The organism is Brenneria alni, assembly GCF_003666245.1.
Classification (GTDB): domain Bacteria; phylum Pseudomonadota; class Gammaproteobacteria; order Enterobacterales; family Enterobacteriaceae; genus Brenneria; species Brenneria alni.
In genome coordinates this window covers 87,256-102,088 of record NZ_MJLZ01000004.1, presented here as the reverse complement: position 1 = coordinate 102,088, position 14,833 = coordinate 87,256, and the positions used below count along the sequence as shown (strand labels likewise).

12 protein-coding genes and 1 pseudogene are annotated in these 14,833 nt (G+C 50.4%); 7 read left to right on the top strand and 6 right to left on the bottom strand.

All coding sequences use genetic code 11. The annotated features are described in order from the left end of the window. Positions 1-350: 350 nt before the first annotated feature. A pseudogene (locus BIY29_RS03485) lies at positions 351-517 on the bottom strand (YbfB/YjiJ family MFS transporter); the annotation flags it as partial. A gap of 105 nt (positions 518-622) precedes the next feature. On the opposite strand from BIY29_RS03485, the gene ptrR reads away from it, so the two are divergent. The 4 genes from ptrR to BIY29_RS20905 all read left to right on the top strand — a co-directional run bounded on the left by ptrR (position 623) and on the right by BIY29_RS20905 (position 3,999). Further along, positions 623-1,504, top strand: a complete 882-nt coding sequence (gene ptrR, locus BIY29_RS03480) for a putrescine utilization regulator PtrR (protein ID WP_121573758.1) — start codon at positions 623-625, stop codon at positions 1,502-1,504. A gap of 61 nt (positions 1,505-1,565) precedes the next feature. After that, a complete protein-coding gene (locus tag BIY29_RS03475) occupies positions 1,566-2,687 on the top strand; it encodes an S-(hydroxymethyl)glutathione dehydrogenase/class III alcohol dehydrogenase (protein ID WP_121573757.1) in 1,122 nt (373 codons plus the stop codon). 26 nt (positions 2,688-2,713) lie between these two features. After that, on the top strand, positions 2,714-3,559 hold the full coding sequence (gene fghA, locus BIY29_RS03470; RefSeq protein WP_121573756.1) for an S-formylglutathione hydrolase: 846 nt from the start codon (positions 2,714-2,716) through the stop codon (positions 3,557-3,559). 227 nt (positions 3,560-3,786) lie between these two features. Continuing rightward, on the top strand, positions 3,787-3,999 hold the full coding sequence (locus BIY29_RS20905; protein ID WP_121573825.1) for a KTSC domain-containing protein: 213 nt from the start codon (positions 3,787-3,789) through the stop codon (positions 3,997-3,999). Positions 4,000-4,049: 50 nt separating this feature from the next. On the opposite strand, the gene BIY29_RS03460 is transcribed toward BIY29_RS20905, so the two are convergent. Then, positions 4,050-5,138 carry an oxidoreductase gene (locus tag BIY29_RS03460; RefSeq protein ID WP_121573755.1) on the bottom strand — a complete coding sequence of 363 codons (1,089 nt, stop codon included), beginning with the start codon at positions 5,136-5,138 and terminating at the stop codon, positions 4,050-4,052. Between the two features lie 233 nt (positions 5,139-5,371). Between BIY29_RS03460 and BIY29_RS03455 the strand changes: the two genes are divergently transcribed. Both BIY29_RS03455 and BIY29_RS03450 read left to right on the top strand, forming a co-directional pair. Continuing rightward, positions 5,372-6,883 (top strand): sugar ABC transporter ATP-binding protein, encoded by a 1,512-nt coding sequence (locus BIY29_RS03455; RefSeq protein WP_121573824.1) that lies wholly within the window; start codon positions 5,372-5,374, stop codon positions 6,881-6,883. Positions 6,884-6,954: 71 nt separating this feature from the next. Then, positions 6,955-7,875 (top strand): ABC transporter permease, encoded by a 921-nt coding sequence (locus BIY29_RS03450; protein ID WP_420808403.1) that lies wholly within the window; start codon positions 6,955-6,957, stop codon positions 7,873-7,875. A 278-nt stretch (positions 7,876-8,153) separates the two neighbouring features. On the opposite strand, the gene BIY29_RS03445 is transcribed toward BIY29_RS03450, so the two are convergent. The 3 genes from BIY29_RS03445 to yieE all read right to left on the bottom strand — a co-directional run bounded on the left by BIY29_RS03445 (position 8,154) and on the right by yieE (position 11,970). After that, entirely contained in the window at positions 8,154-9,116 is a 963-nt protein-coding gene (locus BIY29_RS03445; protein WP_121573753.1) for a 2-hydroxyacid dehydrogenase, read from the bottom strand. A gap of 373 nt (positions 9,117-9,489) precedes the next feature. Next, the gene (locus tag BIY29_RS03440; protein ID WP_121573752.1) at positions 9,490-10,962 is read right to left on the bottom strand and encodes an amino acid permease; all 1,473 of its coding nucleotides are present in this window, start codon (positions 10,960-10,962) and stop codon (positions 9,490-9,492) included. 135 nt (positions 10,963-11,097) lie between these two features. Then, the gene (gene yieE, locus BIY29_RS03435; protein WP_121573823.1) at positions 11,098-11,970 is read right to left on the bottom strand and encodes a DNA-binding transcriptional regulator YeiE; all 873 of its coding nucleotides are present in this window, start codon (positions 11,968-11,970) and stop codon (positions 11,098-11,100) included. A 251-nt stretch (positions 11,971-12,221) separates the two neighbouring features. Here yieE and nfo point away from each other — a divergent pair, with 251 nt between their 5' ends. After that, complete coding sequence (nfo, locus tag BIY29_RS03430; RefSeq protein WP_121573751.1) at positions 12,222-13,061, top strand: deoxyribonuclease IV; 840 nt, start codon at positions 12,222-12,224, stop codon at positions 13,059-13,061. An 80-nt stretch (positions 13,062-13,141) separates the two neighbouring features. Here the strand turns inward: nfo and fruA are convergent, their stop codons facing one another. After that, entirely contained in the window at positions 13,142-14,830 is a 1,689-nt protein-coding gene (gene fruA, locus BIY29_RS03425) for a PTS fructose transporter subunit IIBC (RefSeq protein ID WP_121573750.1), read from the bottom strand. Between the last annotated feature and the right edge of the window lie 3 nt (positions 14,831-14,833).

Here is a 14,833-nt window from a genome sequence, read left to right as displayed (position 1 = left end):
TCTATTATACACATAGCTTATCGGCACACAGAACAAGGACTTTACCTTTTTTGATCATTAAGTGCGATCAATAATTAACTAACAATAGCTTTTGCCTATTATTTGCGAGTTATTATTTATGGAAAATTTTAATCCGCCAATTTAGCTGCTAATAACCACCTTTCCTTTGCCATAACTAAAGTATCGATGTTTATTGACCTGTTACATTGCTAAAAAGCATCTGTCAAAACATCTGTCTCTGCTATAAATAAGGCGTTTAGCGCTGCTTTATCTTTTCTGATACAGAAAAATATTAAAATATATAGAAAGCTATTAGTCATTAGCGTTATTTATTCACTCGTTTACTTGTTGCCAGATAAATACCCCAGATAATTCAATGCAGCCACGACACCAGCACTGGTGAGCGTGAGTTGATGTTCAACAATCATCAGAGGCACCTGCAGAGTAAACGCAAAGCGGCCAATCCCATCGCGACGACTAAAACCAGGAAACCAGTTAACGCAATTTTTAAAGCCATGCTTTCACCTTGTTTGTTACATGAACGTTGCCAATAAAGTGACTTACCGTTAAACTCACAAAAGGTGAATAATTCAGACAAAGTTAATTACAAAAAGAGAAACAAATGGATCTGACTCAGTTGCGCATGTTCTGCCTTGTTGCCAAAACAGGTTCGGTCGTCCGTGCGGCAGAGCAACTTCACCGGGTTCCATCAAACCTCACTACCCGCCTGCGCCAGCTTGAGCAGGAACTGGGAACCGCTCTGTTTATTCGCGAAAAGCAGCGATTGCGGCTCTCCCCCATCGGGCATAATTTTCTCTGCTACGCGCAACGCATTCTGGCGCTGAGTGAAGAAGCCATCAGCATGACCCGCACTGGCGAACCGGCAGGAAATTTTGCTCTAGGATCGATGGAAAGTACCGCTGCGACCCGCCTGCCAGGTCTGCTGGCGGCTTATCATCAGCATTACCCGGATGTCGCGCTGTCGTTAAGCACCGGAACATCAGGAGAGGTAATCGAGCGTGTTCGCGCCGGAACCCTGGCAGCCGCGTTAGTGGATGGCCCGGTAGTCTATGATGAACTCAACGGCTGCCTGTCATACCCCGAGCGTCTGGTCTTGATATCCGGCACCAACCATGCCCCGATCAGCCATGCAGGCGATGCCAGCGGCGACACGCTGTTTGCTTTCCGGCCCACTTGCTCGTACCGATCACGTCTGGAAACGTGGTTTAAGCAAGATGGCGTCGTACCTGGCGCCATCATGGAAATTCAGTCGTATCATACCATGCTTGCCTGTGTTGCCAGCGGTGCCGGGCTGGCGCTGATCCCACATTCCGTACTGGAGTGCTTACCGGCAAATGAACGTGTTCAGGTGCATGAATTACCGCCGGAAATAGCGGATACGGCAACCTGGCTCATCTGGCGGCGCGACGCCTTCGGCCCCAATGTTGAGGCCCTGAAAAAGCTCATCATGGCGCAGTTCCCCGACAGAGATACGAACCGCTAAAATTATTTATTAACAAATATTAAACTTTTCACCAACATAATACTGCAATAGGAGTAACACCATGCAAATGATAAAAACCCGCGCCGCCGTCGCCTGGGGGCCAAACCAACCGCTTTCCATTGAAGAGGTGGATCTGATGCCGCCTCAGAAAGGGGAAGTGCTGGTCCGCATTATCGCCAGCGGCGTTTGCCATACCGATGCCTACACGCTTTCAGGTAAAGATCCCGAGGGCGTATTCCCGGCCATTCTCGGCCATGAGGGCGGCGGTATTGTGGAGGCCGTCGGTGAGGGCGTAACCAGCGTGGCCGTTGGCGATCACGTTATTCCGTTGTACACGCCGGAATGTGGCGAGTGTAAATTCTGTTGCTCAGGGAAAACCAACCTGTGTCAAGCGATCCGCACCACGCAGGGTAAAGGTTTGATGCCCGACGGCACCACCCGCTTCTCTAAAGATGGTCAACCGATTTTCCACTATATGGGTACCTCCACCTTCGCTGAACTCACTGTCGTACCTGAAATCTCGCTGGCTAAAATCAACAAGGAAGCACCGCTGGAAGAAGTCTGCCTGTTAGGCTGCGGCGTAACCACCGGCATGGGCGCGGTGATGAATACCGCCAAAGTGAAACCGGGTGATAGCGTCGCCATTTTTGGACTCGGCGGTATTGGTCTGTCAGCGATTATCGGCGCGCAGATGGCGGGGGCCGGGCGAATTATCGGTATTGATATTAATACCAGCAAATTCGATCTGGCTCGCAAATTGGGCGCCACCGATCTGATTAATCCAAAGGACTACGATAAGCCGATTCAGGAAGTGATTGTCGAACTAACGGATGGCGGGGTTGATTTCTCTTTTGAATGTATCGGAAATGTCAACGTGATGCGTTCGGCGCTGGAGTGCTGCCATAAGGGTTGGGGAGAATCAGTGATTATTGGTGTTGCCGGCGCAGGTGAGGAAATTTCCACCCGTCCGTTCCAACTGGTAACAGGCCGGGTATGGCGTGGTTCCGCGTTCGGCGGGGTGAAAGGACGCAGTCAGCTACCGGGTATTGTGCAGCGTTATATGGATGGCGAGTTCCAGCTCAGTGATTTTATTACTCATACTATGGGGCTGGACGACATTAATACCGCATTCGACTTAATGCACGAAGGCAAATCGATCCGCTCAGTCATCCATTTTAGCTAAAAAACCATTAAGGAGGCAGCACAGAGATGAACCTGTCACTGGAACTTTTGGAAGAACACCGCATGTTTGGCGGCTGGCAACAGCGCTACCGCCATGCTTCTGATACGCTGAACAGCAACATGACGTTCAGTATCTACCTGCCGCCTACGTTCGATGATACCCCGCCCCCCGTGCTTTACTGGCTATCGGGGTTAACCTGTAACGATGAAAATTTCACCACCAAAGCGGGAGCCCAGCGTACTGCCGCCGAGCTTGGGCTGGTTCTGGTAATGCCGGATACCAGCCCTCGGGGTAAAAACGTGGCAGATGATGCCGGATATGATCTTGGCCAGGGCGCCGGATTTTACGTCAATGCCACCCGGCAACCCTGGGCTGCGCATTACCAAATGTACGACTACGTCAGTGTTGAACTGCCGACATTGATTCAGCAACATTTTAACGTTAACCACCGTCAGTCAATCAGCGGACACTCGATGGGGGGGCACGGCGCGCTGATGCTGGCATTGCGGAATCCCGGTGGTTATCTGTCCGCGTCAGCCTTTGCACCGATCGTTAATCCCTGCCAGGTTCCGTGGGGACGTAAAGCATTGAGCGCTTATCTGGGCGAGGATGAAACACAGTGGTTGCCGTATGATAGTTGCCATTTGCTGGCGAACAGCCAACACCGACTGCCCATACTTGTCGATCAAGGAGATTGCGATCAGTTTTTACCCGACCAGTTGCAACCGGCAAAACTGGCCGAATTAGCCCGTCAGCACGACTGGCCGCTCACATTGCGGACGCAGTCCGGCTATGACCACAGTTACTTCTTTATTGCCAGCTTTATTGAGGATCACCTGCGCTTCCACGCGCAATATTTGCATCAGCAATAAAAAAATATTCACACCGTTGACAAACCTGGCTACGGAATCATTTAGCAGAAAATCAGGGATCGCAATTAACGGATTCCTGATTTTTAATGAGTAAAGACAATAGCCAGTATGCCGATAAAGTATTACAGAGGCAAAGACTTATAATTCCGAAACTGCAACATCCGTCTAATAAATATAGGTTGTTTCACCGCGAAAACGCGGTATTTCTCAATTGGGGGTGTTTAATTGTGCAAAGAAAACGGGTTATATCATCAGAGTTGTTTGCCGTCGGGTACGATGCAGAAAAAAGCATATTGGAAGTAGAACTGCTGAATGGCAGCGTATATCAATATATGGGAGTGGCACGAATGATTTATGAAGAGCTTATGTCAAGCTCGGCCAAACATCGGTATTACTCCCGCTACATCAAGAGTTCTTTTCCCTACGAGAAATTGCAGTAAAAGTGGGCGGATTAGGAACCTCTATCAATAGTTTTCTAATCCGCTCATTGTTATTCGGCCTCGGTCTCAACCGTTTTAAACGCGTCCAACAGAACTGACGCATTCAGCGTTAACGGCAAATAGTGAATAGACTCGCCGTGTTGCAGGGTACGCTCAATGATGGCCTGAACAGACGCCCCATCGTTAATATCCACACTCAGTTCAGACAGCGATGTCGGCAACCCCAGCACCTTATAGGCGGCTTTCAATTGCCGTAACGTTTTGTAATCGCCCAACAGGGCACTCTGAACCAATATGCCATAGGCGACTTTTGTGCCATGCAGAAAGCGCTCAGTCTGCGGCAATACCGTTAGCCCATTGTGTACCGCGTGCGCTGCCGCCACCCTGGTGTAGCGCTCCCCTAGCCCGCCGACCATGCCGCCGCCAGCAATAATGGCATCGACAACATCCAGAAAATCCTGTGTCAGCGTACCGCGGGTTGCCGCATCCAGCGCGGATGCGCTTTTTTGCAGTAATACATCGCGAATGTCCAGCGCAGTCTGTAACCCAAGACGCACGGTTAAAGACAAGGTTTCAGGCTGAGGGCTGAGTACCATCGCTTCATACCACTTCGCCAGCGTGTCGCCAATGCCTGCCAGCAGATACGCTGCGGGCGCCGCTAAAACAATGCGCGGCTCCACCAACACCAGGTGATTGGCGTCGGGAAAAATATCAAAACGCAGCGCTTGCCCTGCGTCGTTATACCACACCGAAAGCGGTGTCCAGGCGGCGCAGGTGGCGGCAATCGTCGGGATTGCCACCAACGGCGCCCCCACCTGACGCGCCACCACCTTTGCCGTATCCAGTACGGCTCCGCCGCCGATACCAATCACAACCTGACAATTTTTCCCCGCCTGCGCCACCAGTTTTGCCACCTCCCCCTCACTGCAATGAGCGCCAAACAAGACACGCCGAGCCGATGGCGCATCAAATTCAGTGGGGAGATAGGGCCTTGCCGCCGCTAACGCCCGCTCACCGGCTATCCATAATGCGTTGTTCAACACCTCAGGCGGATAAAACGTCAGCAATTTATCGATTGCCCCTGGGAAAGAAAAATAGTTGGCCGGGCCTGCCTGTACGCGGATTGCCGTTGTGTTCATCTTCTGATATTCCTTGCGGTGCGATTTCTTACAATGAAAGCCAAATTTGCTGATAACGCCATCTTATTCACTTGCCCGACGCGGTTTAAGAATTTTTTTACTTAACTTATGCTTTTTCATTCATAGTCTTCCCCCCTCCTGGCGCTGAATCTGTATTAAATTCTGCTGGTTATATGTTACCTTTCACAACTGTTTTCTGATGATATTTACCGCCAAGAGCGTTACCGAACATGATGTCTACCCCCCAACAAACCCGACTGGAAATGCGCAATATTTCCATCTCATTTTCTGGCTTTCACGCGCTGAAACAAGTTGATTTCACACTACAGGGTGGCTCTATCCATGCCTTAACTGGCGCAAACGGCGCCGGTAAATCGACGTTAATGACTATTCTGTCCGGCGCCTACAGCCATTACAGCGGCGACATTACTATTGATGGCACGCGGGTTGACATTCATTCGCCACGGGCGGCAAAGCAGCATGGTATCCATCTGGTGCAGCAGGAAGTCGATATCGCGCTGGTGCCGACCCTGTCGGTCGCGGAAAATATTATGCTGGATACGCTGGCGCAGAGCGGGCATGTTCTCAACTGGCCGCAGCTTTATCGCCAGGCGCAGGCTTTACTCGATCAGCTCGGCATCCGCCTGAATGTGCGCCAGCGGCTGGATCGTTGCTCGCTGGCGGAAAAACAGCAAATTCTGTTAGCCAGAGCATTATCCCATGAATGCCGTTTTTTGATTTTAGATGAGCCGACCGCCCCACTCGACCAGGAAGAAAGCGCACGCCTGTTTCAGGTGGTTAGGCGTCTACAGGCTGAGGGGATCGGTATCGTTTTCATTTCTCACCGCATCCACGAACTCAATGAAATCTGCGATACGCTGACGGTGCTGCGTGACGGCGAACGGGTTAGCAGTGGCGCGATGCAAGGGCTAAGTGGAGAACAGATCGTTGAAAGGATGCTGGGTCACCAACTGGATGATATCTTCCCGCCGCGCCGCGCCATGCCACAGCAAGATCCGCTGCTTCAGGTCAAAGGGCTGCACGATGAAACCCTGTTACGGGATATCTCTCTGACGCTGCATAAAGGAGAAATCCTGGGGATCGCCGGACTGGCCGGCGCGGGGAAAACCGAACTATGTAAAGCGCTGTTCGGTGCAACGCCCAGCCACATTGACCAGGGAGAGTATAACGGCCACTCATGGCGACCGCATTCACCTTATCGGTCTGTTGAACAGTGTATTGCATTCATTCCCGAAGAGCGGCGTAAAGAAGGCATCTTTATTGATGAGTCTGTCGTCATGAATCTCAGCGTTAGCGCCAGCGACAGCTTTTCCCGCTGGGGGATATTCAGCCATCAGCAGGCGCTGGTCTGGGCCAGACAGATCATTGCGCAGTTAAGCATACGCACCACCGGGCCGATGCAGAAACTGGCGCGGTTATCGGGGGGTAATCAGCAAAAAGTGGCGATTGGCAAATGGCTGCGCAGTGAGGCACAGGTACTGATCTTTGATGAACCCACCAAAGGTGTCGACATCAAGGCGAAACAGGATCTGTTCTCACTGATTGACGGACTTGCCCGACAAGGTAAAGGCATCATCTATGCGTCGGGTGAATTTTCCGAACTTGTCGGTCTGTGTGACCGTATCTGTGTATTGTGGGATGGGAAGATCGTCGCGGAACTGGACGCATCAACCATCGATGAAGAAACATTATTATTGTATTCAACTGGAGGAACTCCCGCGTGAGTCACCAACTTTCACCTAACGGGGCGCTCCCCTTTCGCCATCATTTTTTTCAGTTCCTATATAAATGGGGAATGTTGATTACCGTTGTTGCCTTGATTACGCTTTTCGGTCTGGCAGCGGATAACTTTCTTGATCCCTACAACATCATCAATATCTTGCGGTCGATCGCCATTGTTACCGTGATTGCGATTGGCGTGTCCATTTCCTTGTCCGTGGGTGGGTTCGATCTTTCCGTCGGCTCGACGGCCTCGCTTGCCAATGCACTGGTGATTTCGCTTTTTGTCTGGCATGGATTTGACACCACCGGGGCCATCATTCTGACGCTGCTGCTGTGTACGCTGGTAGGGCTGTTTAACGCGTTTCTTATCGTGGTGCTGAAAATCCCCGATATGCTGGCGACGCTTGCCAGTCTGTTCGTTATTCAGGGCGTGGCGATGACCTATAGCTACGGTGGCTCCATTACACAGAATATGGTGTTGCCAAGCGGTGAAATGGCTGAAGGCCTCATTCCTGAGTTTTTTGCCACGCTTGGGCAAGTCCCCGTTATTGTCGTCATCATGTTGGTCGTCACGTTGGTAGTACAACTCTATTTGTCGCTGACCAAACACGGACGCCGTATGTACGCCATTGGCGGTAACCCTGAAGCGGCACGTCTGGCCGGTATCAGAACGGCGCGCTATCGGGTTCAGGCGTATATTCTGTCTTCGCTGCTGGCGGCGACAGGGGGAATTTTACTGGCGTCCCGCATTGGTTCCTCACAGGTCAATGCCGGCGGCGGTTATTTAATGGACGCGGTGGCCGCCGCCTATATCGGTTTCTCGCTGGCGGGTTCCGGCAAACCTAATGCGCTGGGAACACTGCTCGGCGCGGTCATTCTCGGCGTATTGCAAAACGGGCTGGTCATGCTCTCAGTGCCTTACTATGCCATGGATATCATAAAAGGCCTGGTGCTGGCACTGGCACTGGCCATCACCTACATTCAGAAACGCTGATCCACAGATTTCACTGCCTGACGATCCCACAGCTCAGGCAGTGAACCAACGTATCGTTGATGCTCATTACCATTATCTTTCTGATATGCACAGGCGAAAAATATGAAAAATACAGACAGCAGAAATGAATATGAAAACAATGGAACCTTTATCCAATAAATGTTAGCTCAATAAAGAATATTAAATTTTCCTGTTTAAGCCGATATCATTTAATAACTTCACGTTAATAGTGTGAATGAAAATCATTTTTAGCAGGATTCGTCACTAATACGCACATATCAGTATCCATTTTGCTGAACAAACTCATCAATATTCTCAACCGTTTTTTCCATCAATATCTGTAACGATGAGGCTGATGTCCAGCCAATATGAGGAGTAATCAGTAAGTTAGGCAATTTTTTTGCGGCTTCCATTAATGGATGATCTTTTGATGGCGGTTCCTGAGTGAGACAATCCAATGCGGCTCCGGCTATGCTGCGTTGTTTCAGTGCTGACAATAATGCGGCTTCATCAATCAATCCCCCTCTGGCGGTATTAACAATAGAGACGGTGGGTTTGCACAATGCCAGCGTTTGTGAATTTATCAGGCATCGGGTTTCATCGCTCAACGGACAGTGCAATGAAATGATGTCCGCAGACTGTAATACCTGCTCAAACGGTAAATACCCCTGACGGCACTGCGCAGCTGCGCGGCGTTCCGCGAATAGAGGTTTCATCCCCAGGGCCGTCGCCAATCGAGCCACTTCGCGGCCAATAGCCCCGGCGCCAATAATCCCCAGCGTTGAACCTGCAATATCTTTTACCGGATGGTCAAAATAAGAAAACTGCGGCTGGCTGGCCCATCGATCACTAAGCTGATCGCGATACCACGCGATCAGGCTATGTTTAAGCGCGAAAATCATGGCAATGGTATGCTCAGAAACGGCCTGGGTGGAGTAATTTGGCACGTTTTTTACTGCTATGCCCAGTTCCTCGGCAGCAACAGTATCAATGGTGTTTGTGCCAGTGGCGGTTACCGCAATAAGTTTCAGAGAGGGAAGCGCTGACAAGATTTCCCGCGTCAATACCGTTTTATTGGTAATAATGATATCGCTGTTTTTCGCCCGGACAATAACCTGATCGGCAGGGGTATGATTATATTCAATCCATTCATGGCGACATTGTGGTCGTCTAAAACTATTTTTTTTCAAAAAAACAGTTTCAGGTAATGCGCCTTTATCCAAAAAGGTAATTTTTAACATTGCGCTGCCCTAATTATTATTTATACGTTAACACCTAAGTAACGATAGTAACAAAACCCACTAACCAAACTAACCACTCACTCCCCCAAATACCACATGAAACCTTCTGTCTATATTCGCCCAATAAACATAGCAAGTTAATTATTTCATTAGAAAATTACTTTGTGATAAACACATTATCATTAAGTATTGAAAAGCATGTGACACTATTAATGCCATCAGCGTAGACAGCATGAAAGCAATTAACAACGTCTGAGTAATGAATTTCATTCATTATCGTTGTTATGATAATAACCGTAGAATATCGCCACCTAAAAAATCGGAATCTATTGAGCATCAATAGATTCCGAGGTGCGGGAGCGGGGGCTTCAGCTTACTTATGTTCTGGGAACGTCATATCCTGATACCTGATGAAACGCGTACCACGGGAAAGTTTATAACCAAACCAGATCAGTAAAAACAAAGGGATACCGACATATGTTGCCGTTACAGCATACCAGTCAATCTTATCTTCCAGAAAAGCCTGATAGTTCTGCCCTAAGGTAATAATCAGGCAGAGCACGAACGCAAAGACAGGCCCCAGCGGAAAGAAACTGGAACGGTAGGGAAGACGATTCAGATCGTGCCCTTGCATAACATAACCGCGGCGGAAGCGATAATGGCTGATGGCGATCCCCAACCAGGCGATAAAACCGGTCATGCCCGAGGTGTTTAACAACCAAAGATAGACCGTCTGGTTTCCATACATGGAGGACAGGAAACACAACCCGGCAACCACTGTCGTGGCGTACAGCGCATTACGCGGGACTCCGCCTTTTGACAGCTTGGCAAACATACGCGGGGCCTTACCTTCGCAAGCCAAAGTAAACAGCATACGAGTACAGGCATACATCCCGGAATTTCCTGCCGACAACACCGCAGTGAGGATAACAGCGTTCATCACCGCGGCGGCTGACAGTAAGCCTGCATTCTGGAACACTAAGGTAAATGGGCTAACGGCAATGTCTTTTACATCATTACGCAGCAAGTTAGGATCAGTGTAGGGAATAATCAGGCTGATGATCAGGATAGCGAAAATATAAAACAGCAGAATACGCCAAAATACCTGACGAATCGCCCGAGGGATATTTTTTTGCGGATCTTTCGATTCCCCCGCAGCCACGCCGATAAGCTCTGTCCCCTGGAACGAAAAACCAACGATCATCGCCACACCAATCATGGCGGAAAATCCGCCAGCAAAGGGCGCATCGCCAATCCGCCAATTATGGAGCCCTGCATTTTCAGCGCCACGCAGAATACCCACAATCATCAATATGCCGACGGCGATAAAAATTACCACCGTGACGACTTTAATCATCGAAAACCAATATTCCGCTTCACCGAAGCCTTTTACTGAAATGATGTTTAACAGCACCATCACCGCCAGAAACAGTGCACTCCAAACCCAGCCTGACACCTCCGGGAACCAATACCCCATCACCAACTGAGCGGCAACCAGATCAACCGCAATCGTGACCGCCCAGTTGTACCAGTAGTTCCAACCCAATGCGAAACCGAACCCCTCTTCAACATAGCGGGCGCCATAGGTGGAAAATGAGCCGGATGTCGGCATAAATGCCGCCAGTTCTCCCAGACTGGTCATCAGGAAGTAAACCATCAAACCGATCAGAGCATAAGATAATAAAGCACCGCCCGGCCCTGCCTGTGAAACCGTTGCCCCGGAAGCGACAAACAATCCGGTGCCAATCGAACCGCCAATGGCGATCATCGTCAAATGCCGGGCTTTAAGCTCACGGCGCAGGGTAGGATTGCCCTGAATAGCATGTTGAATATCTTGTCGAGCCATTATTGTCCTGACTGCTCTTGCTAAAAATCGAGGCGGGATTGTAACAAATAGCCCTATCCTGAATAGTCAGGATCGTCGAATTATTAGTGAGCTTCATAATTCAATTCCGATCATTAGTAATAGATATGCTTCTCTCTACACACCTTCGTGGCAATAACTCAGGAACCGCTGTAAAACAGTAGAAATATGCTTCTGCCGATGATGAACCAGATACAGCGTACGCGTAAGTTTGGCTAACGGAACAGATAATTCAACTAATATGCCGCTCTCTAATTGTTCGGCAATGACATGGCGTGACAGACAGCTAATACCAATACCATGGCGTACCGCGTGTTTAATCGCCTCTGAATTGCCCAGCTCCATCACTAAACGAAAATGAGGCAAATGCGCCAGCAAGAGATGATCCAGCACTTCCCGCGTCCCCGAACCGCGTTCGCGCAAAATCCAGGGGGCTTCGGCCAGTGACGATAACGAAAGATCCTGCTGACTGAGCGGATGCTCTGGCGCACAAAATACCACCAGTTCATCCTCCAGCCAGGGTTGAGTCACCAGATCGGGGTGATGACAAGGCCCTTCAATCAGCCCAATATCGACACTAAATTCGGAAACACCGGTGATCACATCCAGCGTGTTGCCGACATGCAGCTCCAGAGGGATTTCAGGGAAATCCTGCCGATAATGCGCAATCATTGCCGGTAATAAATAGTTGCCGATGGTGCTGCTGGCATAAATACGCAATGCGCCGTTGTCGCGGCGAAAAAGCTGTTCAACTTCCATGGTTTGCTCAAGCAATGATAATGCTTTGGGATAGAGCAAACGCCCATGCTCATTGACAACCAGCCGTTTACCCACGCGATCAAATAACTGAACGCCCAGTTGCCCTTCCAGATCAGCCAGTGCAGCACTGACGGCGGATTGAGAAAGAGCAAGCACCACTGAAGCCTGAGTGGTTGAACCACTTTTCAGGACTTCAGTAAACACTTCCAACTGCCGTAAGGTGATATGCATAATGGGCTCTTTATCGATAATATTTATAATTAAAATGATATTAATAAATTTCTCTGTAGAATTCACGTGGTCTACAACCGGATATATTGCCAGGACATCGGCGTGCGCAAGCCCGTTTTGTGATTGTTCCCTACGAGCAAATATCATCGTTGCCATATAGATTCTTCAGACAACATGTTTTTTCCTATAACATAGTGCAATGCTGACATCATTGATGTTAAGGATCAGGAGCAGTAAGTGAACGAACCATCATGAAATACATAGGCGCCCATGTGAGTGCTGCTGGCGGCGTAGACCAGGCGGTATTACGAGCCCATGAACTGAAAGCAACCGCTTTCGCCCTGTTCACCAAAAATCAACGTCAATGGCAGGCGGCACCGTTGACGCCAGAGGTGATCGAGCGGTTTAAAACCGCTTGTGAAAAATATGCCTACACCTCAGCGCAGATTTTGCCGCACGATAGCTATCTGATTAATCTGGGACACCCAGAGACTGTAGCACGGGAAAAATCACGCGCTGCCTTTATTGATGAGATGACACGCTGTCAACAATTGGGACTGAGCCTGCTTAATTTTCACCCTGGCAGTCATCTGAAACAGATTGATGAAGCGAGCTGCCTGGCTCATATCGCCGAGTCGATTAATATTGCGCTGGCGGCAACAAAAGGCGTTACCGCCGTCATCGAAAATACTGCCGGTCAGGGAAGCAATCTGGGATTTCGTTTTGAACATCTGGCTGCCATTATCGAGGGTGTCGAAGATAAAAGCCGCGTCGGCGTTTGTATTGATACCTGCCATGCCTTTGCAGGCGGCTATGATTTGCGTACAGAGGAAGTCTTTGAAAAAACGTTTGCTGAATTTGAACGGGTAGTCGGTTTTCGTTATCTGCGGGGAATGCACCTGAACGATGCCAAAAGCGGGTTTAACAGCCGTGTAGACAGGCACCATAGTCTGGGGGAAGGTAATATTGGTAAAACAGCTTTCAGCTGCATCATGAAAGATAAACGCTTTGATGGGATCCCCATGATTCTGGAAACCGTTAACCCGGATATCTGGGCAGAGGAGATAGCCTGGCTTAAGTCACAGAGTTGACCTGCCGTAAAAATCGCGCCGGCATACGTCCTGTACGCTGGCGCGATCTGAACAACATCCTTGTTTTATCAGTCGGTTAATTACGCAGCCGCTTTCATCAGTTGCTCATCCGGGCGTTTCAGCAGCGCATACAGCACACCGGCAACCACCGTCCCGGCAATAATCGCCAACAGGTAACCTAATACCGGCGTAATTGCCCCTGGGATCAGCAGAACAAACAGACCGCCGTGCGGCGCCATCAACTTGGCGCCAACCGCCATCGACAATGCACCAGTCAGCGCGCCACCAACAATACAGCATGGTAATACACGTAGCGGATCACGGGCAGCGTAAGGAATTGCACCTTCCGAAATGAAGCACAACCCCAGCACCAGCGCTGCCTTGCCGCCTTCACGCTCGGTCGCGTTGAATTTTTTGCTCGCCAGTATCGTGGCCAGCCCCATCGCCAGCGGCGGCACCATACCGGCAGCCATAACCGCCGCCATCGGTGCATAAATCTGGCTACTCAACAGAGTTGTACCAAAGACGTAAGCCACTTTATTGACCGGGCCGCCCATATCGGTACACATCATGCCGCCCAGAAGTGCGCCCAGAATCACCGCATTCGCCGTGCCCATAGATTGCAGCCAGTCAGTCAGGCCGGTCAGAATTTTGGCGACCGGTGTTCCCACGGCATACACCATGATCAACCCCATGATCAATGTCGCCAACAACGGGATAATCAAAATCGGTTTCAGGGCCGACATACTCTGCGGCAGATGCATATGATTATTGATTGCTCTGGCCACGTAACCCGCCAGGAAACCGGCAATAATACCGCCCAGGAAACCGGCGCCCATACTGACCGCCAGTACCCCGCCCGCCAATCCCGGAGCCAAACCAGGGCGATCGGCGATAGAAAACGCGATATACCCCGCCAGCACGGGAACAATCAGCGCAAAGGCCGAATCCCCCACCAATTTCAGTGCGGCGGCCAGCGTACCTTGTTCCTTAAAGGCTTCAATACCAAACATAAACGACAGCGCAATACACAGCCCACCGGCAACCACCACCGGCAGCATGTAAGAGACCCCGGTCAACAGGTGACGATAAGGCCCCGTGCTGCCGCTCTGCCCGGACGCATCGCTTGCCGACGCATTCGTTTGGCCGGGCTGGTAAACCTTGGCCTCCACGACCGCTTTATCCAGCTCTTGCGCCGTCTTCTTCAGCGCCAGACCGGTTGACGTGCGGTACATTTTTTTACCGGCGAACTTGGCCAGATCGACTTCAATGTCAGCGGCGACGATGACCAAATCAGCCTGTTCCACTTCTTCCGGCGTGATGGGATTGCCTGCGCCGACGGAACCGCGAGTTTCAACTTTCACCGACCATCCACGTTTCTTCGCTTCCGTTTCAATGGCTTCAGCCGCCATGAACGTATGCGCAACACCGGTAGGACAAGCCGTTACGGCAACAATGCGTTTGGCTGATGTGCTTTGCTGAATGGGCGCTGATGCTACCGCCTGATATGGCGTGGCATCGGCTTGGGCCTGGCTCAAAAAAGCATCTGGCTGACTGGCGGCCAGTTCAACATCGCCAATGAATACACGTTTACCATTCAATGCGCTATCCGACGCGGCGTCGGCACCAAGAATGATCACCAGTTCAGACTCGTCAGCTTGCTCTGTAAACGTCAACCCTGCATTCGCAGCGGCAGCGCCGAGCAGGTTCTTCACCAGATGGCTTCTTGCCAGACCCAGTGATTTATCTAAAATCAGCAGCGTTTTCATCAT

Coding starts and splice junctions, on each gene's coding strand:
- fghA (WP_121573756.1), top strand. CDS start 2,714: ATGAACCTGTCACTGGAACTTTTGGAAGAACACCGCATGTTTGGCGGC.
- BIY29_RS03455 (WP_121573824.1), top strand. CDS start 5,372: ATGTCTACCCCCCAACAAACCCGACTGGAAATGCGCAATATTTCCATC.
- ptrR (WP_121573758.1), top strand. CDS start 623: ATGGATCTGACTCAGTTGCGCATGTTCTGCCTTGTTGCCAAAACAGGT.
- BIY29_RS03445 (WP_121573753.1), bottom strand. CDS start 9,116: ATGTTAAAAATTACCTTTTTGGATAAAGGCGCATTACCTGAAACTGTT.
- BIY29_RS03475 (WP_121573757.1), top strand. CDS start 1,566: ATGCAAATGATAAAAACCCGCGCCGCCGTCGCCTGGGGGCCAAACCAA.
- yieE (WP_121573823.1), bottom strand. CDS start 11,970: ATGCATATCACCTTACGGCAGTTGGAAGTGTTTACTGAAGTCCTGAAA.
- nfo (WP_121573751.1), top strand. CDS start 12,222: ATGAAATACATAGGCGCCCATGTGAGTGCTGCTGGCGGCGTAGACCAG.
- BIY29_RS03450 (WP_420808403.1), top strand. CDS start 6,955: ATGTTGATTACCGTTGTTGCCTTGATTACGCTTTTCGGTCTGGCAGCG.
- fruA (WP_121573750.1), bottom strand. CDS start 14,830: ATGAAAACGCTGCTGATTTTAGATAAATCACTGGGTCTGGCAAGAAGC.
- BIY29_RS03440 (WP_121573752.1), bottom strand. CDS start 10,962: ATGGCTCGACAAGATATTCAACATGCTATTCAGGGCAATCCTACCCTG.
- BIY29_RS03460 (WP_121573755.1), bottom strand. CDS start 5,138: ATGAACACAACGGCAATCCGCGTACAGGCAGGCCCGGCCAACTATTTT.